The organism is Aureivirga marina (genome assembly GCF_015767265.1).
GTDB lineage: Bacteria > Bacteroidota > Bacteroidia > Flavobacteriales > Flavobacteriaceae > Aureivirga > Aureivirga marina.
In genome coordinates, this window is the sequence record NZ_JADPIB010000001.1 from 731,294 (window position 1) to 753,223 (window position 21,930).

The window sequence follows — 21,930 nt, forward strand, 5'->3', positions numbered from 1 at the left end:
TAGGTCCCCTCAAATTTATTTATTTTTTTCCGTTTATCCGTGCAAATATAGAAAGATTTTTTTTAATGACAAAAATCATACATAATTACTAATGAAATAATTATCTTTATCACATATTAATTAACCACACATTACTAACTAAATTATGAAAAGAATACTAGTACCAATTGACTTCTCAGAGCAATCTGCTAATGCTGCAAAAGTTGCCGCTAAATTTGCAAGAAAAACTGGGAGTGAGATTTACTTATTACACATGTTTGAATTACCTTCAGACGTGATTGACCCAACTAACTTTACAAGCTCTGAAACTGGTCCTCTAAAAGTAATGTACATGAAAAAAGTACATGAAAAATTTGAGAAATTTAAACAATCAGAGTTTTTTGAAGGATTAACAGTAATCGAATCTGTACAATTCCATAGAACTTTTGAAGGAATTATCGATGCTAGTAAACAACATGAAATTGATTTAATTATCATGGGATCTCATGGAGCTTCTGGTCTTGAAGAATTCTTTATCGGTTCTAATACGGAAAAAGTAGTTCGTAACTCTGAAATTCCTGTTTTAGTTATCAAAGATAATAACGAAGATTTTGAAGTAAAAGATGTTGTTTTTGCTTCTGACTTTACAAAAGAAAACAAAAAGACTTTTGATAAGTTATTAGATTTTGTTTCTATTTTTGAAGCTAAAGTTCATTTAGTAAAAATAAATACTCCATACAACTTCGAAACTACTAGAGAATCTAATTACACAATGGAGGCATTTATTAAAGAATATGATTTAAAAGATTATACTATTAATATTTATAATGATAGCTCTATAGAAAGAGGAATATTAAACTTCTCAAATGAGATTGACGCTGATGTCATTGCTTTAAATACTCACGGAAGAAGTGGTTTATCACATTTATTTAATGGAAGTATTACAGAGGATTTAACAAATCATTCTCTTAAACCAGTAATTACTTTCAAGATATAATTAATAATATTTTTCAACAACAAAACAAATCGCCTATCTCATTTCTGAAATAGGCGATTTTTTTATTTTTTTAAACTCTTTAATTAAGAATTTACTTTCTCTGCTTTTCTGATTTCTTTTGCTTTCTCAGTTGCAGCAACATTTCTTTCAATTTCATGACCAGGTCTTGACCATTTTGGTTTTTCACCTTGTGCTGTATATTGAGAATCTTCTGCTTCTACAGTTTCAGGTTTTTTCATGATATTGATAAATGGTTTACTTGGAACTAATCCTAATTTATCAAACATCTTCATATCTTCATTTACATCAGGATTTGGTGTAGTTAATAATTTACTTCCTGCGAAAATTGAATTTGCTCCTGCGAAGAAACACATTGCCTGTCCTTCTTGTGACATTTCTGTTCTACCAGCTGAAAGACGAACTTGTGTTTTTGGCATTACGATTCTAGCTGTAGCAACCATACGAACCATTTCCCAAATTTCAACAACATTTTGCTCTTCCATTGGCGTTCCTTCTACTGGAACTAACGCATTAATTGGCACAGATTCTGGATGTGGATTAAAAGTTGAAAGCGAAACTAACATTCCTGCTCTATCTTCTAATTTTTCTCCCATTCCAATAATTCCTCCTGAACAAACAGTTACATTTGTTTTACGAACATTTTCAATAGTTTTAATTCTATCTTCATATCCTCTTGTAGAAATTACTTCTTTATAATATTCTTCTGATGTATCTAAATTATGATTATAAGCATAAAGTCCAGCTTCTGCTAATCTTTTAGCTTGATTTTCTGTCAACATTCCTAACGTACAACAAACTTCCATATCTAATTTGTTAATTGTACGAACCATTTCTAATACATTTTCAAACTCTGGTCCATCTTTTACATTACGCCAAGATGCTCCCATACAAACTCTTGAAGATCCTCCAGCTTTTGCTTGTAATGCTTGTGCTTTTACTTGTTGAACAGACATTAAATCGTTTCCTTCAATATCCGTATGATAACGAGCTGCTTGCGGACAATATCCACAATCTTCAGGACATGCCCCTGTTTTGATAGATAATAAAGTACTTACTTGTACTTGATTCGGATCATGGTGCTCTCTATGTACTGTTGCAGCTTGATATAAAAGCTCCATTAACGGTTTATTATATATCTCAAGTATCTCTTCTCTCGTCCAATTATGTCTAATTTCACTCATAAGCTTTATTTCTGAAATTTTATCCAAATGTAAAGAATAAAAAGGAATTAATTACGTGCAAGTAAAATACTTACTGCGTTTCCTCCAAATCCTACTGCATTTACTAATATTTTATTGATTTTATTAGGTTTTTTCTGATTTTCTAAAAAAGGAATTGGAATAAATTCTTGTTTCTGAAGCATTAAAATTGCCAATTCCATACTTAACGCTCCCGAGGCTCCTAATGTATGACCTATTTTCCATTTATTGCTCGTAAGCGCAGGTTTTTTTTCACCAAATATTTTTTCAATTGCATTGTATTCAGAACTATCTCCTTTTTTCGTACCTGGAGCGTGCATTACCACACAATCTACTTCTTCTATCTTGGTATTTTTTAAAGCCATTTTCATCGATTTTTGAAAACAATCTGCATTGGTAGAAATCGAAACATTGTGTTTTAAAACTTCTGTTGCATATCCTATATCTTCTATAAATGCAAGCGCGTTTTCTTTTTTTCCTTTTTCCAAACACATCATCGCAGCTCCTTCCCCGATTACCATTCCATTTTTTTCTTTGGAAAAATCTAAAGTACGAACTGGATAAGAATTTGTAGGTTCTGCATAAATTTTTAATGCTTTCATTTGCGAAACTGTAAAAGGCGTATTCGAAGCTTCAGTTCCTCCAACTAAAAATGCTTCAGACATTCCTGATTGTATCCATGCAATTCCATTTAAAATAGAATGCAAAGCTGTAGAACAAGCAATAGAATGACTGATTGTCGGTCCTTCTGTTTGTAAATCATGTGCCACCCACGAAGCAATATTTCCTAAAGTTGTAGTTGGTGAACTCAAAGTATTTGTTTTTCCAAAAGGATTTTGTGTAAATTCTTCGTGATATTTTTCAAAAAGTTCTGTTGCTCCTCTTGAAGAACCAACATTAATCCCAAAATCGGAAATATTCCAATTTGCTTGTTTTACTGCATTTCTTGCACAAAAAATCGCAAATAATACAGATTTATCTATCGATTTATATTTGGTATCTGAATTTCTTACTTCTTCTAATTTTTCTTCTAATTCTTGTGAAATTGAGCTAACAATTCCAGAAAATTTACCAAAGTTTTGTTCTTTTAAAAAATGTTTTGAACTCTGATAATTCTGAAATACTTCTTCAAATTCACTTCCTAAAGCAGAAATAGAAGCTAAACCAGTAATTGATATTTGTTCATTCATAAAAATGAAAAATTAAATAGGCGTGCAAATGTCTTGAATTTTACTAAAAAAAACTAATTAGTTTCTGTTTTAACTTTTAGTAATTAATGATTCTAAATTGTGTGTAAAAATATGTTTTTTAAATAATGAATCACGGAAATCAATGAAAATCACCTAAAAACAAGCAATTATACATTAAATAAAAGACCTAATACAGAAATGATTACTATCTTTGCTACTTAAATGGGAATTAAATTATGAGAGGACCTTTATTTTATGCAAAAATTCTTCTTTTCGGAGAATACGGAATTATCAAAGACTCAAAAGGATTGGCAATTCCATATAACTCTTATCAAGGAACTTTGAAAAAAGAAGAAAATTTGAATGAGAGTGCAGCACTTTCAAATAAAAATTTGTGCTTGTTTTATACTTATTTAAAGGAAAAAACAGTAGAATTTCCTGAATTACTTTCTTTTCGTTTAGAAGAATTAGAAAAGGATATTAATGAAGGAATGTATTTTGATTCGAGCATTCCACAAGGATATGGTGTGGGAAGTTCTGGAGCTTTAGTTGCTGCTTTGTATGACAAATATGCAAACAATAAAATTACTGTTCTTGAAAACTTAACTCGAGATAAATTATTACAATTAAAACAGATTTTTTCTATTATGGAATCTTTTTTCCATGGAAAAAGTTCAGGTTTAGATCCATTAAATAGTTATTTAAGTATTCCTATACTTATTAATTCAAAAGATCATATTGAGCCTGCTGGAATTCCTTCACAAAAAGAAGAAGGAAAAGGAGCTGTTTTCTTATTGGATTCTCAAATTATCGGTGAGACGGAACCAATGGTAAATATTTTCATGAATAAAATGAAAAATGAAGGTTTCCGAAATATGTTAAGTAAAGAATTCTCTGCACACACAGACGCTTGTATTGATGACTTCTTAAAAGGAAATGTAAAATCATTATTCGGAAATGTAAAGAAACTTTCAAAAGTTGTTTTAGATAATTTCCAACCAATGATTCCTAAGAAATTTCACCAAGTTTGGCAATCTGGAATTGAATCTAACAATTATTACTTGAAGCTTTGTGGTTCTGGTGGTGGTGGATACATTCTTGGATTTGCACCTGATTTTGAAAAAGCAAAGGAACAACTGAAAGATTATAGATTAGAATTGGTGTATCGTTTTTAAGCAATTTTTTGCTATGGATTTATTAGAAGAAGCTAAAAAAAATACACCTCCTAAGAAATATCCTTTCTATATAAAGTTATTTAGCTTACTTTCTGTTGTGAGAGGATATAATATCGCTGTATTAGTTTTTGCACAATACATGGCTTCGATATTTATATTTTCCCACAACAGATCGCTAATAAATGTACTTCTTGATTTTCACTTATACATTATTGTACTTTCTACAATTTGTGTAATTGCTTCCGGATATATTATCAATAATTTTTACGATTCTGATACAGATAGAATCAATCGACCAGAAAAGTCGAAACTTGATGCTATTGTTAGTCAAAAAACGAAACTTAGCATTTATTTTGTTTTAAATTTTATCGGTGTTGGAATTTCTTTTATCGTATCTGTTAGAGCTGCAATCTTCTTCGCAGTTTATATTTTCTTGATATGGCTTTATTCTCATAAACTTAAAAAATATCCTTTAGTAAGTTTATTTTCAGCGGCTACACTTACAATTTTACCATTTTTTGCCATTTTTGTTTATTTCAAGAATTTCTCTTACATCATATTCACACATGCAGCTTTTGTTTTTTGTGTATTATTGATAAAAGAATTGGTGAAAGATTTAGAAAAAATTAAAGGAGATGTTGTTCAAAATTATAAAACTATTCCAATTGTTTATGGAGAACATTTTACAAAAATTCTAACAAGTTTACTAATCATTTTTGCATTTGACCCAATATATTTTTTGTTTAAAAATCCAGAAATTGGAGGAATGCGATACTATTTTTACACAAGTATTGTGGTATTAATTTTCTGTGGAATCTTATTATGGAGAAGTAAATCGCAAAAGCAATATAATTTAATTCATAACATTCTTAAACTTTTAATTATTGCTGGAATTTTCTCAATGGCGTTTATTGATCACGATATTATTATTAATAAAGTAGATAATTTACTTTCCTGTTTACTTTAAGTTTAAAGCAAAAAAATCCGCTCTTAAAAACGGATTTTAAATTTTATATAAGTAATAGCTTTTCCTATTTCTAAATACTGTTGTTCGTAGAAAGTTTGTGTGTTGATTACTTCCTCTGGCGCACCTTGATTCTTATAAACATCATGATTTGCATAAATTACTTCATGTCCTTCACCATGTAATAATCCTAATGTGTATCCATGCATAAACTCACTATCTGTCTTTAAATTCACAACTCCTTCTTCATTTAAGATATGATTGTATTTCTTTAAGAAATCATGATTTGTAAGTCTGTGCTTTGTTCTTTTATATTTAATTTGAGGATCTGGGAATGTAATCCAAATTTCAGAAACTTCATTTTCTGCAAAAATAAGATCAATCAATTCAATTTGTGTACGAACAAAAGCAACATTATTCATGTTATCTTCGATTGCTGTTTTAGCACCTCTCCAAAAGCGAGCTCCTTTAATATCAACTCCAATATAGTTGATGTTCGGATTTTTCTTTGCTAAAGCAATTGTATATTCTCCTTTTCCACAACCTAATTCTAAAATAATTGGATTGTCATTTTTAAAAAAAGAATTCCATTTTCCTTTCCACTGAAAACCATTTACAACCTCTTCTCTTGTTGGTTGAATTACATTATCAAATGTATCGTTTTCATTAAATCGTTTTAATTTATTTTTACTTCCCAAAAGATTCTAATTTTAAGTTTTACAAGTTAAAACCACATTTTAAAACATGATTTTTCTTGTTCCATAATTATCTATTACAACAAATGGTAACATGTACCATACATATTACCACTTTTGTATTTTGTAATCTTAAACAATATTATTCAAGAATTTCTTCCTACTCTCTACCTTCTTTCTTAAATTTCAATAATTGTCCCATCCAGTAGAAGAATGCTACGAATGTAATAATGATAAAAATCCAACTTGGTAAGTTTGCTGACCACCAGTTCATGTTATATAGTGTATCAAAAGGTGCGAATGCTACATTTGTAAAGAAGTCACCTATCGCCTTAAAAATATTGTTTGCAATCATATCTTAATTATATTTACTTTGCAAAAGTATAAAATATAGTGATGATTGCCAATTTTTTTAATAAAACAAAACCAATAAATTTATTATCTATAATTTTCCTTCTATTTGTAATTTCAATTATACCTTTTTTAAAAAATATAGCTGAAAATTACAGTTTTATAAATATTTTAGAAAGTGTAGGTATCTTTATGTTTTCCTTATTATTCTTGATTATTTTCTCATTTGTAATCAGGAAAAACAATTTAACGAAGAATAATTCGTACGGAGCATTATTTACAATCATTATCTTGGCAATGCTTCCAAAAGTACTTCATTGGAACCCTATTTTTCTCTCTAATTTCTTTTTAATTTTATTTTTTAGAAGAGTTTTTAGCTTAAGTTCTACCAAAAATAGTAAGCAAAAGTTGTTCGATGCTGGATTTTGGTTAGCAGTTTCCGCACTATTTTTTAATTGGAGTATTCTTTTTGGAGTTCTTATTTATATAAGCTTATTTATTTTTGAAAAGATTAATATCAAAAATCTATTAATTCCAATTATTGGATTCATTTGTCCTCTTATTTTATTTTACACTTATACTTTATGGACAGATAATTCGGAATTATTCATGAATTCTTTCACAATTTATTATAACATGGAATTCGAAGTTTATCAAAAAAATTATCCGAATATTCTCGCTTTAGGATTATTAACTATAAGTACTTTTGTTTCTATTTTATTCACAACTCCTAGAATTTCAAACCAAGGAAATGTTATAAAATATTCATGGGGAATTTTGGTTTTAAGCTTCTTTTTAGCTTTAGTAATTATCGCTTTTAGTTCGCAAAAAACAACAGAAACACTTTTATTTTTATTATTTCCTTGTGCAACTATTTTAAGTAATTATATACAAGTAATTAAAAAAGTATGGATAAAAGAAAGCATCCTATATATCTTCATAGGATGCGCTATATTCTTACAATATTATTTCTTAAATCATTAAAGTTTCGAACCAAAAGCTAAATCTCCAGCATCTCCTAAACCTGGAATTATATAACCATGATCATTTAATTCAGCATCAATTGTTGCAATCCAAAGATGTGTATTTTCTGGTAAACTTTCTGCTATTAAATCCACTCCCTGATTTGCTCCAATTACAGCAAAAACATGAATTTCTTTCGGATTTCCATGTTTTAATAAAGTTTCATAAACTGCAACCATCGAATTTCCTGTTGCTAACATTGGATCAGCGATAATTAAAGTTTTTCCTTCTAAAGATGGAGCTGCTAAATATTCTACTTTAATTTCAAACTCCGCATCGTTATTTGGATGAAAACGATATGCAGAAATAAATGCATTTTCAGCATCATCAAAATAATTTAAAATTCCATTATGAATTGGTAAACCTGCTCTTAAAATAGAACAAATAACAATATCATTTTCTGGTAAAAAACTCTTTTTTGTTCCTAAAGGCGTAACAATATCTTTTTCTGTATAATTTAATGTTTTACTAAATTCATAACTCAAGATTTCACCGATTCGCTCTATATTTTTGCGAAAACGCATACTATCTTTTTGAATATTTACATCTCTTAATTCTGCAATATATTTATTTGCTAAAGAATTGTTCAGTTCTAGGTTATGAATAATCATGATTTTATTTTTTACAAAATTATGTTCATTATTGAAGTAAAACTTGTTCCGAATTTACGAAAAGTCTGGATACAAAAAAAGCTAACTTCTTCAGTTAGCTTTTGTGCGGGCGGAGAGACTCGAACTCTCACGCCGTGAAGCACTAGATCCTAAGTCTAGCGTGTCTACCAATTCCACCACGCCCGCTTGGTTATTGTGAGTGCAAATATAAAGATAAGTATTTATTCCACAAGATTTTTTTTCATTTTTTTTATGATTTTTTATAAATATCTTTACTTTTTTAAAGAAAGTGATTTTTTTAGTTTACATTTCACACTTTAATTGGTTATTATACAATAACTTACTTCAAAACCACATACATATCAATGGAAAATATCAAATCATATGTTGATGAAAATAAAGATAGATTCATCAATGAATTAATAGAATTACTAAAAATACCTTCTATCAGTGCCGACACAGCATACAATCAAGACGTTTTAAATACAGCAGATGCAGTAAAAGAAAGCTTAGAAAAAGCTGGATGTGATAAAGTAGAAATTTGTGAAACTCCAGGTTATCCAATTGTTTATGCTGAAAAAATCATAGACGCAAACTTACCTACTGTTTTAGTTTATGGACATTACGATGTTCAACCAGCAGATCCAATTGAATTATGGGATTCTCCACCATTTGAACCTGTAATTAAAAAAACAGAATTACACCCAGAAGGAGCAATTTTTGCGCGTGGAGCTTGTGATGATAAAGGACAAATGTACATGCATGTAAAAGCTTTTGAATACATGATTCAAAATGATAATTTACCATGTAATGTAAAATTCATGATTGAAGGAGAAGAAGAAATTGGTTCTCCAAGTTTAGATTGGTTTGTAAAAAGAAATCAAGAAAAGTTAGCAAATGACGTAATTCTTATTTCAGATACAGGAATGATTTCTAATGAGCAACCATCTATTACAACTGGATTAAGAGGTTTATCATATGTGGAAGTCGAAGTAACAGGACCAAACAGAGATTTACATTCTGGATTATATGGTGGAGCAGTTGCAAATCCTATTAATGTTTTAAATAAAATGATTGCTTCTCTTCATGATGAGAATAATCACATTACAATTCCAGGATTCTATGATAAAGTAATCGAACTTTCAGCAGATGAAAGAGCTGAAATGGCAAAAGCACCTTTCTCTTTAGAAGCATATAAAAATGCTTTAGATATCAATGATGTTTATGGAGAAAAAGGATATACAACAAACGAAAGAAACTCAATTCGTCCTACTTTAGATGTAAATGGAATCTGGGGAGGATATATTGGTGAAGGTGCAAAAACAGTAATTCCTTCTAAAGCATTTGCAAAAATTTCGATGCGTTTAGTTCCAGATCAAGATCCAGAAGAAATTACACAATTATTTATGGATCATTTTACAAAAATTGCTCCTGAAGCCGTAACTGTAAAAGTAACTCCTCATCATGGTGGAAAAGCTTATGTTACACCAATTGATAATATTGGATACATGGCTGCGAACAAAGCTTACACAGAATCTTTCGGTGTTCCTGCAATTCCACAACGTTCTGGAGGAAGTATTCCAATTGTAGCATTATTTGAGCAAGAATTAAAAAGTAAATCAATCTTAATGGGATTCGGTTTAGATTCTGATGCGATTCATTCACCAAATGAGCATTATGGAGTTTTCAATTATTTAAAAGGTATTGAAACGATTCCATTATTCTATAAATATTATACAGAATTATTTAAAGAAAATTAAAATCATTCTAGATATAGAAAATAAAGGCTGTCATTTGACAGCCTTTACTATTTTTCGTAAACTAAATAAATCTCTTATTTATTGTAAACTTCTTTGATGAACTCTTCAAAGTTTACTTCTTTAGTTGCATACTTAGCATTCTCTTTGAAGAATTCTAATACTTTTTGCGCTACTAATTGCTCAGAAATACGCTTAGCTTCTTCTTGGTTAGATAATACTCTGTTTGCGATTTCATCCACTTCGCTATCTTCAGGATTAGTGTTCCCAAATTGTGCTAATTGTTGAATGATGAATCCTTTTGTGTGCTCTTTTAAATCTTCGTAAGAAAGTTGGATATTGTTATCTTTCATAATCTTTCCTTCGATTAATTGGTAACGTAATCCTTTTTCAGAACGACTGTATTCTTCTTCAGCTTCTTCAGTTGATAATTGCTTTTCTCCAGCAACAGAAATCCATTTCTTTAAAAACTCAGCTGGTAATTCAAATGAAGTAGTATCAATTAAATACTCTGTAAGTTTGTTTAAGAAAGTTTGATCAGCTTGACCAATGAATTGCTTTTCAGCATCTTCTTTAATCTTAGCTCTTAATTCGTCTTCAGAAGTTACATTTCCTTCTCCGAATAATTTATCAAATAATTCTTGATTAACTTCCGCTAATTCTTTAGTGTTAATTTCTTCAATAGTGAAAGTTAAGTTTGCTTCTAAAGCTTTTGCTTCTTCTACATCTTTCCCCATTGCAGCAGCTAATTTGTCATCTTCTAAGAATAAGTTCTTAGTTTTTAACTTTAATTCAGCTCCAACTTTTTTACCCATGAACTTTTTGTTGTTCATTTTTCCTTTGATGTCCTCTAAAACAAAAGTAGCTTTGTTTTCGATTTCTCCATCTTCACTAACAAAAGTTCCAGTAATAGTTACTCCTTCAACAACTTCTTCTTGAGAAATCATTTTTGCAAATCTACCACGGATGTTTTCAATTTCTTTATTGATTAATTCTTCGTCAGCAGAAATGTTATAATAAGTTACTTTATCTTCTGTATCTAAGTTTACATCAAATTCAGGAGATAAACCTAATTCAAATTCAAAAGAAAAATCTTCAGCATCCCAAGAAAAGTTTTCGTTTTCTTTTGGAAGAGGATTACCTAAAATGTCTAATTTTTCTTCCGTGATAAATTTATTTAAAGCTTCTTGTAATAATTTGTTTACTTCGTCAATCATTACAGATTTTCCATATTGCTTCTTCACTAATCCCATCGGCACTTGTCCTGGTCTAAATCCTGGAATGTTAGCTTTTTTACGGTAATCTTGTAAAACTTTAGTTACTTTATCTTGATAATCTGCTGCTGTAATATCAACTTTTACAACTGCATTCAATGCATCAACATTCTCTTTTGTAATATTCATTTTTTACGTAATTTATTCTGTAATAATTAAAAATAGGCTGCAAAATTAGTCATTTTTACCAATCTAGCAAACCTTTAAATTCTTCTTAGTCAACTATTTTTAGTTCTTTTCTTCTAACATCGGATTGAATAACGACTGAAAGAGGGATAATAACAAGCTAAATAGTAAAGCTGTCCAAAAACCTGAAACAAAGAATCCACCAACTAAACTACTGGCTAATAGGATAATCACAGCATTGATTACAAATAGGAATAATCCTAGTGTTACAATGGTCGCAGGCAAGGTTAAAAAAATTAAAATAGGCTTTACGAACAAACGTAAAAATCCTAAGGTGATTGCTACAAAAACAGCAGAGAGGAAATCACTTACTTCAACTCCAGGCAATATTTTGGACAAAATAATTACGCCAATTGCTGTTAATAATATTTTTAATACTAGTTTCATACTTCTAATGCTATTATAATTAATTTTCTTTTTCGTGAAAATTACTAACAAAATCCGTACAAAACTATTTTTCTGTCAGAAATTCAATAGAATAAGTATAAAAATCTGTCTGATTTTCAGCATGTAACCAATGACCTGCATTTTTGACAGTCTGAATTTTCGCTTTTGGAAAATGTGCAAAAATTAAACTTTCATCTTCTTTTGAAATATATCCTGAGTTTTCACCTCTTAAAAAAAGTGTCTTTTTATCAAATTCATGAAAAGAAGGAAGTGCAACACCAACTTCTTCTACATTTTCTGTTAAACTTTCTAAATTAAAACGAAAAGCCAGTTCTTCTTTTGTCTTCCAAAAAACATTTTTTAATAAAAATTGTCTGACACCAACTTCATCAATTCTTTCTTTTAAAACTTCTTCGACTTCTTTTCTTGTTTTATGAATTGAAAAATCTATCGAATTTAAAGCTTCTAAAATTAAATCATGATGCACTGGATAAAATCTTGGAGAAATATCTGCGACAATTAATTTAGCAACCATTTCTGGATACATTGTAGCAAAAAGCATCACAGTCTTCCCTCCCATAGAATGTCCAAGAAGTGAAACTTTTTTCAAATTATGATGTTGGATATAATGAAATAAATCCTCTGCCATCAATTCATAAGTAAATTCTTCTGAGTGAAAACTTCTTCCATGATTTCTTTGATCAATCATATGTACTTCAAATTGTTCGGCATATTTATTTCCTAAAGATTTCCAGTTATCACTCATTCCAAAAAATCCATGAAGAATTAATAACGGTTCCCCTTGTCCTTGGATTCTTGAATGTAAAACTTCTCTCATTTCTTATGAAATTTTAAGACGTTGTAAATACATTTTTACAACATTTTCTAATCCTAAATATAAAGACTCAGAAATCAAAGCATGCCCAATTGAAACTTCTAAAAGATTTGGAATTTCTTTTGCGAAAAAGTGAATATTTTCCAAATTTAAATCGTGTCCAGCATTAATACCTAAACCAAATTCTGAAGCCAATTTTGCAGATTCTACATAAGGCAAAATTGCTTTTTCATTTCCTAAAGCATATTGACGAGCAAATTCTTCTGTATAAAGCTCAATTCTGTCAGCTCCAGTTGTTGCAGCAGCTTCGATGAATTTTTCATTTGTATCAATAAAAATAGAAGTACGAATTCCATTATTTTTAAATTCTGAAATTACTTCTTTTAAGAAATCTTGATTTTTTACTGTATCCCAACCTGCATCAGAAGTTAAATTATCAATTGCATCTGGAACTAAAGTAACTTGTGTTGGTTTATTTTTTAAAACCAAATCCATAAATTTAGGAATTGGATTTCCTTCAATATTAAATTCCGTTGTGATAATCGGTTTTAAATCATAAACATCTTGGTAACGAATATGTCTTTCATCAGGTCTAGGGTGAACTGTGATTCCTTCTCCTCCAAATTCTTGAATATCGATAGCACTTTGTACAAGATTTGGCATATTTCCACCTCTTGAATTACGAAGTGTCGCTATTTTGTTTATGTTAACACTTAATTTTGTCATTATTTCGTAACTTGATTTTTGAAAGCACAAAGGTACAGATATTGTGTTTTACTGAGAAACGTTTTAAAATAGTTTTAAGAAATGCTAAGGAGTAGACTTTATTTCAATTTATGATTAAAGTCTTTGAATTGGTTCTTAAAATATTTTATATTTCAACGGATTAAAGATTTTTTTCTTATAAAATAAAAATGGTATGAGTATTTCAGATTACATAACTACAGATTTTCCTGCAATTTCAGATGAAGCTACAATTCAAGATTTGATTTTTGCAATAGAAGGAACGAATTATACACATTATCCAATTACGAGACATGGAATATACCATGGTTGCATTCCTGTTAATGATATTTTATTAGAAAAGAATACTTCTAAGAAAATTAGAGAATTCGACCATTTAATTGTATCATTTTTTGCAGAAGAAAACACGAAAGTTGTCGATTTGCTAAAAATGTATTCTACATATGATACAAATGTGATTCCTGTTGTAAATTCGCAGCGAGAATTTATTGGTAGTTTTGAAATTTTGGAAATAATTCACTTATTAAATGAATTGCCATATTTTCAAGAAGAAGGAGATATTTTAGTTGTAGAAAAAAACATTAAAGATTTTAGTTTTAGTGAAATTTCTCAGATTGTAGAAACGAATAAAGGTAAAATTTTAGGAATGCTTGTTTCCAAAATTAAAGCTGAAAAAATTCAGGTTTCGATTCGACTTGTTTCTCATGATATCAATGAAATTATTCAAACTTTTAGAAGGTATGAATATTTTTTAATTTCTAAACATGATGATGATTTACTTTTAGAAAGCTTGAGAGACCGATCGAATTATTTAAAAAAATACCTAAACATTTAAGAAAATGAAAGTAGCCATTTATGGTCAAAAATATAAAGACGAAACAAAACCTTATATAAGTAAACTTTTAAAACATTTTAAGAAAAGAGGCGTAAAAGTTATTTTTGAATTCCATTTTTATTATGAATTAAAAAAACATTTGCAAGAAGAAGAGTGCTTTGATACTTTTTTAAATTATGATGATTTACCATCGGATACTGATTTTTTTATAACTATTGGTGGTGATGGGACGATTTTAAGAGCAATCACTTATGTTCGAAATTCAGACATACCTATTATAGGTATAAATACGGGACGACTTGGTTTTTTGTCGACAATTCAAAAAGACGAAATAAAAAATGCTATTGATCAATTATTGAGTAATGAATATAAAATCATCGAACGTTCTGTTTTAAGTTTAAAATTAATTCCTGAAGTTTTAGATTCAGAAGATTTTCAATATGCAATTAATGAAATAACGGTAAGTAGAAAAAATACGACTTCGATGATTACTGTAAATACTTATTTAGATGACGAATATTTAACTTCTTATTGGGCAGACGGATTAATTATTGCAACTCCGACAGGTTCTACAAGTTATTCGATGAGTTGTGGTGGACCGATTTTAATGCCACAAGCAAAAAATATTGTTTTAACACCAATTGCACCACACAATTTAAATACAAGACCTTTAATTATTCCAAATGATACAAAAATAAAATTGACAGTAAATGGACATGAGAATTTATTCTTAATTTCTTTGGATTCAAGAGTGACTACAATTAACAATCAAACAGAGATTTACATAGAAAAAGCGCCGTTTACCATCAAAACAATTGAAATGGAAGGACAATCATTTTTCAAAACATTACGTAGCAAATTACTTTGGGGAGAAGATACTAGAAATTAGTAGATATATTCGAATTTAACTGTATCTTTACGAACTTTCACAATAAATTATAATAAATATAGTTTATCAAAAAAGAAACAAGAGTGTACCTAAAGCAAATATAAATAATTATATTTGCAAGCTATTTTTAGACATGAAGAGAAAAATTTTATTTTACGTATTACTTTGTATTACAACCGTTTCATTCGGACAAATCCATGAAGCAGGTATCATTTTGGGTGGTAGTAACTATATCGGAGATATAGGAAGTGAAAACTATATAAAACCTAACAAATTAGCATTTGGAGGTATTTATAAGTATAATTTAAATCCGAGAATTGCTCTACGAGGAACTTTTACCTATTTCAATATTGGAGATAGTGATAAAAATTCTTCGAATAAAATTAGAGAAGAGCGAGGATATTCCTTTTCAAATTCTATTAAAGAAGTTGCTTTCGGTGTAGAGTTCAACTTTTTTGAATTTGATATGTCTTCAAGATATGATGATTATTCGCCATACTTAGTAGTTGCTCTTGGAGTCTTTAATTATAAAAATGTAGAATCACAAAGAGCGGATGGTTCTTTTGAATATGGTTCGAATACATCGATTACTTTACCATTTGGTTTTGGATATAAAACTAGATTGTATGACAAAATAGCCGTTAATTTTGAGTTATCTGCACGATATACTTTAGTTGACGATTTAGATTATAATAGAGAAGATATAGCTGATTTAAATTTCGGAAATCCAGATACGAATGACTGGTATATTTTTACAGGAGTTTCTGTAGTTTATACTTTTGGAAGACCAGCTTGTTATTCATCTAGAAGATAAAAATATTTATGAGCTTGATAGAACAAATTGATAAGGACAGAGTACCTGAGCACGTAGCTGTAATCATGGACGGAAATGGTAGATGGGCAAAACAAAAAAGTATGCCTAGAGTTTTCGGACATAAAAATGGTGTAAAAGCGGTAAGGAGTACAATTGAGACAGCAGGAGAAATTGGTGTAAAAGCTCTAACACTATATGCTTTTTCTACAGAAAATTGGAATAGACCAAAATTAGAAGTAAAGACTTTGATGAGTCTTTTAGTATCTTCACTTAAAAATGAAGTGAAAAATTTACAGAAAAATAATGTAAAGCTTCAAGCAATTGGAAACTTAAATCTACTTCCTGAAAAAGCACGAAAAGAATTGAATGAAGTTATTAATTTAACTAGTAATAATTCTGGAATTATTTTAACTTTAGCTTTGAGTTACGGAGCAAGAGAAGAATTGACACAAGCATTTCAAAAAATATCTCAAAAAATTGTTAATAAAGAGTTAATGCCAGAAGAAATTACAGAAAAAGTTATAAATAATCATTTATATACATTTACTTTGCCAGATGTAGATCTTCTGATTAGAACCAGTGGAGAACAGCGTATTAGTAATTTTTTACTATGGCAAATAGCTTATTCTGAGTTATATTTTACAGATGTTCTTTGGCCTGACTTTGGAAAAGAAGATTTTTTAAAAGCAATTTTAAACTATCAAAATAGAGAACGACGCTTTGGGAAAACCAGCGAACAAATAGAAAAGATCGACAATGAGTAAATTAAGATTATCATTATTACTGTTATCAATTATCCTTGGAAGCAGCAATATTGTTGCACAAGAAACAAATAATTCTAAAACAGACACTACTGAAACGTCTTCAAGTTATAAAAAAGGAGAAATCTATACATTAGGGGGTATAAGAGTTGTTGGTCTTCAAAAATTTAGTGAAGAGAGTATTCGTATCTATACAGGTTTAACAATCGGGCAAGAAATTAAAATTCCTGGTGATAAACTTACAAGTGCGATTAAAAGACTTTATGAAACAAAAAAGTTTAGTACAGTTGATGTTTATATTGATAAGATAGATGGAAATTCTATTTATCTTTTATTTGAAGTTACAGAATTACCTGAATTAAATGATGTAACTATCAAAGGAATTCGTAAAGGAAAAGCCAAAGACCTTAAAAAAGATGCAAATCTTGATAAAGGTGAAATGGTTACTGAAAACCTTTTAATTACAACAAAAAACTACTTTAAAAAACAGTATGTTGATAAAGGTTTCTTAAATACAAAAGTAAATATTGACACTAGAAAAGATTCTTCAAGCGCAAATAGTGTTGATATGTTAATTCACCTTGACAAAGGAAAAAAAGTTAAGGTAAGAAGTATTAAAATTCATGGAAATAAAGCTTTCTCTAATGGAAAAATTAGAGGAGCGATGAAAAATACAAAAAGAGCTGTAATCGGTAGATTCTGGAAAACTTCTAAATTTATCGAAGAAAAGTTCAAAGAAGATTTAAATAGTATTGTAGAAGCTTATAGTGAGCTTGGATATCGTGATGCACGAGTTCTTGATTATAAAATAAATAAAGTAAAAGACAATCGTTTAGATATTGAAATTACTGTTGAAGAAGGAAAACAATATTATTTTGGTGACATCCGATTCGTTGGAAATAGCCACTACAAAACTGATTATTTACACCGTTATTTAGGAATTGAAGAAGGAGAAATTTATAATGGAAAAATCTTAAAAGAAAGAGTAAAAGGTGACGGAACACCAAACTCAGAAGATTTAACAACATTATACTTAGATTCTGGTTTCTTATTTTCAAGAATTACACCTATTGAAACTGGTGTAGAAAATGATTCTATCAATATTGAAATTCGTATTTATGAAGATAAACAAGCGACAATTACAGGTGTTTCTGTAGTTGGAAATGATAGAACAAATGATCATGTTATCTATAGAGAATTAAGAACAAAACCTGGACAATTATTTAGTAAAACAAATATTATTCGTTCGATTAGAGAAATTAGTCAACTAGGTTTCTTCGATCCTGAAGCAATTGTTCCTGATGTAAAACCAAACTTCCAAGAAAAAACAGTAGATATCGAATATTCTGTTGCTGAAAAAGGTTCAAGTCAAATTGAATTACAAGGAGGATATGGTGGAAATGCATTTATTGGAACATTAGGATTATCTTTCAATAACTTCTCTTTAAGAAATATCTTTAACTTAAAAGAATATAAACCTCTTCCAATGGGAGACGGACAAAAATTATCTTTAAGATTACAAGGAAGTAAATTCTATACTACATATAGTTTCTCATTTACAGAACCTTGGATCGGTGGAAAAAGACCTAAATCACTTTCATTCTCTGTTTATTCATCTAGACAATATGGATATAGTGGATTTAATAGTGTAGACAGAAGTCAAAGATTACAAATTTTAGGAACTTCAGTTGGAATTGCACAAAGATTAAAATGGCCAGATGATTATTTCTCATTATCTCAAACTTTAAGTTACCAGAGATATGATTTCAGAAACTATTTCATTTCATCATTACAATTTGATAATGGAATTTCAAACAACTTATCTTACCAAATAAGTTTATCAAGAAATTCTTCTGGACCTAATCCTATTTTCCCACAAACTGGTTCTGAATTCTCAGTAACTGCTAAAGCAACATTACCATACTCTTTATTTTCTAAAGGAAGAGATTATGAAAATGAAGCTCCTGAGGAAAAATATAAATGGTTAGAATATTATAAAATTAGTTTCAAAGGAAAATGGTATACGCCATTAATCGGAAAATCTGTTTTATTCTTAAATACAGAATTTGGATTCCTTGGTCATTATAACTCAGAAATTGGTGACTCTCCTTTCGAAAGATATTATGTTGGAGGTGATGGTTTAGCAAACTTCCAATTAGATGGTAGAGAAACAATCGGATTAAGAGGTTATGAAAATAATGCATTGTCATCAGCTACTGGAGGAACTATTTATAATAAATTCTCTTTAGAAGCTAGATATCCTATTACATTAGGACAAGCTGCATCGATTTATGCACTTGGATTTATGGAGGCAGGTAACTCTTATAACGGATTCGATAATTACGATCCATTTGAGTTAAAACGTTCTGCTGGTTTAGGATTAAGAGTATTTATGCCTCAGTTCGGATTATTAGGAATTGACTTCGGTTATGGATTTGATCCTGCTGATGCAACAATCAATCCTACGAAGTCTGGATGGCAAACTCATTTCATCTTCGGACAACAATTTTAATTTTTTTAAGTTATAATTCTAAGTTTAATTCCAAAATATGGCACGATATTTTCTAAAATTTCATTTGTTATGATCAAAAAAGTTCTTTTAACCTTTATAATCGTTATATCTAGTACTGTTGTTTTTGCTCAAAAACCTCAGAAAATAGCTTACATTGACATGGAATATATTTTGCAAAATGTTCCTGAATATACAAAAGCACAAGGTCAGCTAGATGAAAAAATTCAAAGTTGGAGACAGAAATTAGAAAAGAAAAATGAAGAAATTTCTGTAATGAAAACTGAATTGAATAATGAAAGAGCATTGTTAACAGAAGATTTAATTGAAGAAAGGGAAGAAGATATCCAAATCTTACTTGAAGAATACAAGAAGATGGAGAATGACTATTTTGGTCCTGAAGGAGATTTATTTCTTTTAAGAAGACAGTTGGTAAAACCTATTCAAGATTTAATTTTTAATTCTGTACAGGAAATTGCCAAAAGAAAAAAATACGATATTGTATTTGATAATTCTCAAGATTTAATCATGCTTTATACAAACAAAAAGTATGATATTAGCGAGCTTGTAATTCAAAGTATTTCTAGAAATAAAAAGAAGAAAGCTGTTGAAGATAAAAGAAATGCTATAAAAGCAAAACAAGCAAAAGCTAAGAGTAATGGTGGACTTTCTCCTGAAGCTGCTGCAAAAGCACAAGCGAGAGAAGATGCTAAAAAGAAAAGACAAGAAGAATTACAAGAACGTATTCGTAAGCAAAAAGAAGCACGTGAGAAAAAACGTGAAGAAATGAAAAAAGCAATCGAAGCTAAAAAGCAAGCTAGATTGAAGAAACAAGAAGAATTAAGAAAGAAACGCGAAGAAGCTCAAAAAGCTCGTGAAGAACAAGCGAAGCAAGCAAATGACGATAAATAAATTTGAATATTAAATTAATACTAAATATACAATGAAACAATTTAAATCTTTTTTAATAGTTGCTTTACTAACTTTTGGTTTTGGTTTAACGGCTCAAGCACAGAAGCTAGCTTACATCAATTATGATAAAATTTTAGCGGAATTACCTGAGACTAAAACTATGACTTCTCAGTTAGAGCAATTAAGTAAATCTTATCAAGATGAGTTAGAACAAAAAGGAAAAGCTTTAGAAGCTAAAGTAAAAAAATACGAAGCTGAAGCTGTAAGTAAAACAGATTCTGAGAATCAAGCAAGAGCTATTGAAGTTCAAAACGAACAAAGAGGATTACAAGAAGCTGTTTTAGCTGCTGAAAAAGATATTGCTGAAAGACGTAATGCTTTATTAAAACCAATTATCGAGAAGGTAAACCAAGCAATCAAAGACGTTGCAAAAGAAAAAGGAATTGAGTTCGTATTAGAGCAAACAGCTTTACACTATGCTGGAGGTGAAGATATTTCTAGTTCAGTTGTTGCAAAATACAACCAAATAAAATAAGAAAACAATTTATTTTATATATTTAAACTCGCTTTTTATAAGCGAGTTTTTTTATTGTTGTAATTTATGAATAAGACTATAAATCCGATTGGTATTTTTGATTCTGGTGTTGGTGGAACAACTATTTGGCGAGATGTAAATAATTTACTTCCGTTAGAAAATACGATATATTTAGCAGATAATAAGAATGCACCTTATGGTAGAAAATCTATTGATGAAATCATTGAGCGTAGTATTATTAATACTGAATTTTTATTACAACAAAATGTAAAATTAATCATCGTTGCTTGTAATACTGCAACAACAAATGTAATTCAAGTTTTACGAGAAAAATATTCGATCCCTTTTATTGGAATTGAACCTGCAATTAAACCTGTTTTGATTAATACAAAAAGTAAACATGTTGGTATTTTGGCAACAGAAAGTACTTTAAAAAGTGAAATGTATTTAAACACTTCTTCTAAATACAATCAAAATATTGAAATTCATGCACAAGCTGGAAATGGTTTAGTTCAATTAATTGAACAAGGAAAAATTGACTCGGATGAAATGCAATTATTATTGGAAAATTACTTAGGAAAAATCACAGAATTCCCAGTGGATTATCTTGTTTTAGGTTGTACACATTATCCTTATTTAAAGAATAAAATTCAAGAAATTATTGGTAATTCAATTAAGATTATTGATTCTGGAAAAGCCGTTGCAAAGCAAACTTTTAATATTTTAAATCAAGAATCATTATTAAACCAAAATACAACAGAAAAAAAATACCATCATTTTTATTCCAATCAAAATATAGATACATTGGAAAATCTTTTAAAGGATATTTCAAATAAAAATATTGCGCTTAAAGCTTTTTAATTTTCTGTAAATAAGTTTCAAAATTAGAATGTAATGTAAATTCTATATTTCGTTTTTTCCCATTTGTAGAAAGAATTCCTAATTCATAAAAAATTGCGACTAACTGAGAAGTTGCTTGTGCTTTCGTTGTAGAATTCTGATTCATTTCATAATCATAAACTATCTTACCAATTCCCTCCTTCTCTTCTCCATCTTTTAATTTACTAACAGAATTTGCTAGAAAAAATGGATTTCCAAGTTTTTCTAATTTTTTAAAAATATGTTTTAATTCTTCTTTAGAAAAAATATCTGATCTTGGCTCCTCATCACTTTTAAATTTTCTCCATATACAAATGGAACCATCTTGACTTATTTGATAATTAAATATCTTTTTCTTCGCTCCTAAAGTTTCTCCTTTTTTGATCATAAAACATTTTTTTTGCTTAA

23 protein-coding genes and 1 tRNA gene are annotated in these 21,930 nt (G+C 29.3%); 13 read left to right on the top strand and 11 right to left on the bottom strand.

All coding sequences use genetic code 11. The annotated features are described in order from the left end of the window. The first annotated feature begins 145 nt into the window (after positions 1 to 145). Complete coding sequence (locus tag I1A51_RS03315) at positions 146 to 976, top strand: universal stress protein (protein ID WP_196891095.1); 831 nt, start codon at positions 146 to 148, stop codon at positions 974 to 976. An 83-nt stretch (positions 977 to 1,059) separates the two neighbouring features. Here the strand turns inward: I1A51_RS03315 and bioB are convergent, their stop codons facing one another. Together bioB and I1A51_RS03325 are read right to left on the bottom strand one after the other, a co-directional pair. Continuing rightward, the gene (gene bioB / locus I1A51_RS03320; RefSeq protein ID WP_196891096.1) at positions 1,060 to 2,178 is read right to left on the bottom strand and encodes a biotin synthase BioB; all 1,119 of its coding nucleotides are present in this window, start codon (positions 2,176 to 2,178) and stop codon (positions 1,060 to 1,062) included. Between the two features lie 47 nt (positions 2,179 to 2,225). Further along, entirely contained in the window at positions 2,226 to 3,386 is a 1,161-nt protein-coding gene (locus tag I1A51_RS03325) for a beta-ketoacyl synthase N-terminal-like domain-containing protein (RefSeq protein ID WP_196891098.1), read from the bottom strand. Positions 3,387 to 3,622: 236 nt separating this feature from the next. Between I1A51_RS03325 and I1A51_RS03330 the strand changes: the two genes are divergently transcribed. Next, complete coding sequence (locus tag I1A51_RS03330; protein WP_196891099.1) at positions 3,623 to 4,561, top strand: mevalonate kinase family protein; 939 nt, start codon at positions 3,623 to 3,625, stop codon at positions 4,559 to 4,561. Positions 4,562 to 4,574: 13 nt separating this feature from the next. Continuing rightward, positions 4,575 to 5,528 (top strand): geranylgeranylglycerol-phosphate geranylgeranyltransferase, encoded by a 954-nt coding sequence (locus tag I1A51_RS03335; RefSeq protein ID WP_196891101.1) that lies wholly within the window; start codon positions 4,575 to 4,577, stop codon positions 5,526 to 5,528. A 23-nt stretch (positions 5,529 to 5,551) separates the two neighbouring features. On the opposite strand, the gene trmB is transcribed toward I1A51_RS03335, so the two are convergent. Continuing rightward, complete coding sequence (gene trmB / locus I1A51_RS03340; protein ID WP_196891103.1) at positions 5,552 to 6,223, bottom strand: tRNA (guanosine(46)-N7)-methyltransferase TrmB; 672 nt, start codon at positions 6,221 to 6,223, stop codon at positions 5,552 to 5,554. A 157-nt stretch (positions 6,224 to 6,380) separates the two neighbouring features. Beyond that, positions 6,381 to 6,575 (bottom strand): DUF6341 family protein, encoded by a 195-nt coding sequence (locus tag I1A51_RS03345; RefSeq protein ID WP_196891104.1) that lies wholly within the window; start codon positions 6,573 to 6,575, stop codon positions 6,381 to 6,383. 41 nt (positions 6,576 to 6,616) lie between these two features. Between I1A51_RS03345 and I1A51_RS03350 the strand changes: the two genes are divergently transcribed. Then, positions 6,617 to 7,555 carry a DUF6427 family protein gene (locus I1A51_RS03350; protein ID WP_231373953.1) on the top strand — a complete coding sequence of 313 codons (939 nt, stop codon included), beginning with the start codon at positions 6,617 to 6,619 and terminating at the stop codon, positions 7,553 to 7,555. Here the strand turns inward: I1A51_RS03350 and upp are convergent. Both upp and I1A51_RS03360 read right to left on the bottom strand, forming a co-directional pair. After that, on the bottom strand, positions 7,552 to 8,205 hold the full coding sequence (gene upp, locus I1A51_RS03355) for a uracil phosphoribosyltransferase (RefSeq protein ID WP_196891107.1): 654 nt from the start codon (positions 8,203 to 8,205) through the stop codon (positions 7,552 to 7,554). The genes I1A51_RS03350 and upp overlap by 4 nt on opposite strands. A gap of 104 nt (positions 8,206 to 8,309) precedes the next feature. After that, positions 8,310 to 8,391: transfer RNA gene (locus I1A51_RS03360), tRNA-Leu, on the bottom strand. A gap of 179 nt (positions 8,392 to 8,570) precedes the next feature. Here I1A51_RS03360 and I1A51_RS03365 point away from each other — a divergent pair. Next, positions 8,571 to 9,965, top strand: coding sequence for a dipeptidase (locus I1A51_RS03365; protein ID WP_196891109.1), 1,395 nt, complete (start codon positions 8,571 to 8,573; stop codon positions 9,963 to 9,965). Positions 9,966 to 10,039: 74 nt separating this feature from the next. Here I1A51_RS03365 and tig read toward each other — a convergent pair whose 3' ends face one another. The 4 genes from tig to I1A51_RS03385 form a co-directional block, all read right to left on the bottom strand. After that, positions 10,040 to 11,365, bottom strand: a complete 1,326-nt coding sequence (gene tig / locus I1A51_RS03370) for a trigger factor (protein WP_196891111.1) — start codon at positions 11,363 to 11,365, stop codon at positions 10,040 to 10,042. Between the two features lie 99 nt (positions 11,366 to 11,464). Then, positions 11,465 to 11,809, bottom strand: coding sequence for a phage holin family protein (locus tag I1A51_RS03375; RefSeq protein WP_196891112.1), 345 nt, complete (start codon positions 11,807 to 11,809; stop codon positions 11,465 to 11,467). A 64-nt stretch (positions 11,810 to 11,873) separates the two neighbouring features. Then, positions 11,874 to 12,647 carry an alpha/beta fold hydrolase gene (locus I1A51_RS03380; RefSeq protein ID WP_196891114.1) on the bottom strand — a complete coding sequence of 258 codons (774 nt, stop codon included), beginning with the start codon at positions 12,645 to 12,647 and terminating at the stop codon, positions 11,874 to 11,876. Between the two features lie 3 nt (positions 12,648 to 12,650). Further along, positions 12,651 to 13,370 carry a pyridoxine 5'-phosphate synthase gene (locus I1A51_RS03385; protein WP_196891116.1) on the bottom strand — a complete coding sequence of 240 codons (720 nt, stop codon included), beginning with the start codon at positions 13,368 to 13,370 and terminating at the stop codon, positions 12,651 to 12,653. Between the two features lie 193 nt (positions 13,371 to 13,563). Between I1A51_RS03385 and I1A51_RS03390 the strand changes: the two genes are divergently transcribed. The 8 genes from I1A51_RS03390 (at position 13,564) to murI (ending at position 21,504) form a co-directional block, all read left to right on the top strand. After that, the gene (locus I1A51_RS03390; RefSeq protein WP_196891123.1) at positions 13,564 to 14,223 is read left to right on the top strand and encodes a CBS domain-containing protein; all 660 of its coding nucleotides are present in this window, start codon (positions 13,564 to 13,566) and stop codon (positions 14,221 to 14,223) included. 4 nt (positions 14,224 to 14,227) lie between these two features. Continuing rightward, a complete protein-coding gene (locus I1A51_RS03395) occupies positions 14,228 to 15,112 on the top strand; it encodes an NAD kinase (RefSeq protein ID WP_196891125.1) in 885 nt (294 codons plus the stop codon). Between the two features lie 133 nt (positions 15,113 to 15,245). After that, positions 15,246 to 15,926 (top strand): type IX secretion system protein PorG, encoded by a 681-nt coding sequence (porG, locus tag I1A51_RS03400; protein ID WP_196891127.1) that lies wholly within the window; start codon positions 15,246 to 15,248, stop codon positions 15,924 to 15,926. 8 nt (positions 15,927 to 15,934) lie between these two features. Further along, a complete protein-coding gene (locus I1A51_RS03405; protein WP_196891129.1) occupies positions 15,935 to 16,690 on the top strand; it encodes an isoprenyl transferase in 756 nt (251 codons plus the stop codon). Next, the gene (bamA, locus tag I1A51_RS03410) at positions 16,683 to 19,199 is read left to right on the top strand and encodes an outer membrane protein assembly factor BamA (RefSeq protein WP_196891131.1); all 2,517 of its coding nucleotides are present in this window, start codon (positions 16,683 to 16,685) and stop codon (positions 19,197 to 19,199) included. Before I1A51_RS03405 ends, bamA begins: the two co-directional genes overlap by 8 nt. A 69-nt stretch (positions 19,200 to 19,268) precedes the next feature. Next, positions 19,269 to 20,108, top strand: coding sequence for an OmpH family outer membrane protein (locus I1A51_RS03415; protein WP_196891133.1), 840 nt, complete (start codon positions 19,269 to 19,271; stop codon positions 20,106 to 20,108). A 31-nt stretch (positions 20,109 to 20,139) separates the two neighbouring features. Continuing rightward, positions 20,140 to 20,643 carry an OmpH family outer membrane protein gene (locus I1A51_RS03420; RefSeq protein WP_196891134.1) on the top strand — a complete coding sequence of 168 codons (504 nt, stop codon included), beginning with the start codon at positions 20,140 to 20,142 and terminating at the stop codon, positions 20,641 to 20,643. 66 nt (positions 20,644 to 20,709) lie between these two features. Further along, the gene (gene murI / locus I1A51_RS03425) at positions 20,710 to 21,504 is read left to right on the top strand and encodes a glutamate racemase (RefSeq protein WP_196891136.1); all 795 of its coding nucleotides are present in this window, start codon (positions 20,710 to 20,712) and stop codon (positions 21,502 to 21,504) included. Here the strand turns inward: murI and I1A51_RS03430 are convergent. Further along, the gene (locus tag I1A51_RS03430; RefSeq protein WP_196891138.1) at positions 21,491 to 21,910 is read right to left on the bottom strand and encodes a hypothetical protein; all 420 of its coding nucleotides are present in this window, start codon (positions 21,908 to 21,910) and stop codon (positions 21,491 to 21,493) included. The two genes, murI and I1A51_RS03430, sit on opposite strands and share 14 nt — an antisense overlap. Positions 21,911 to 21,930: the final 20 nt, after the last annotated feature.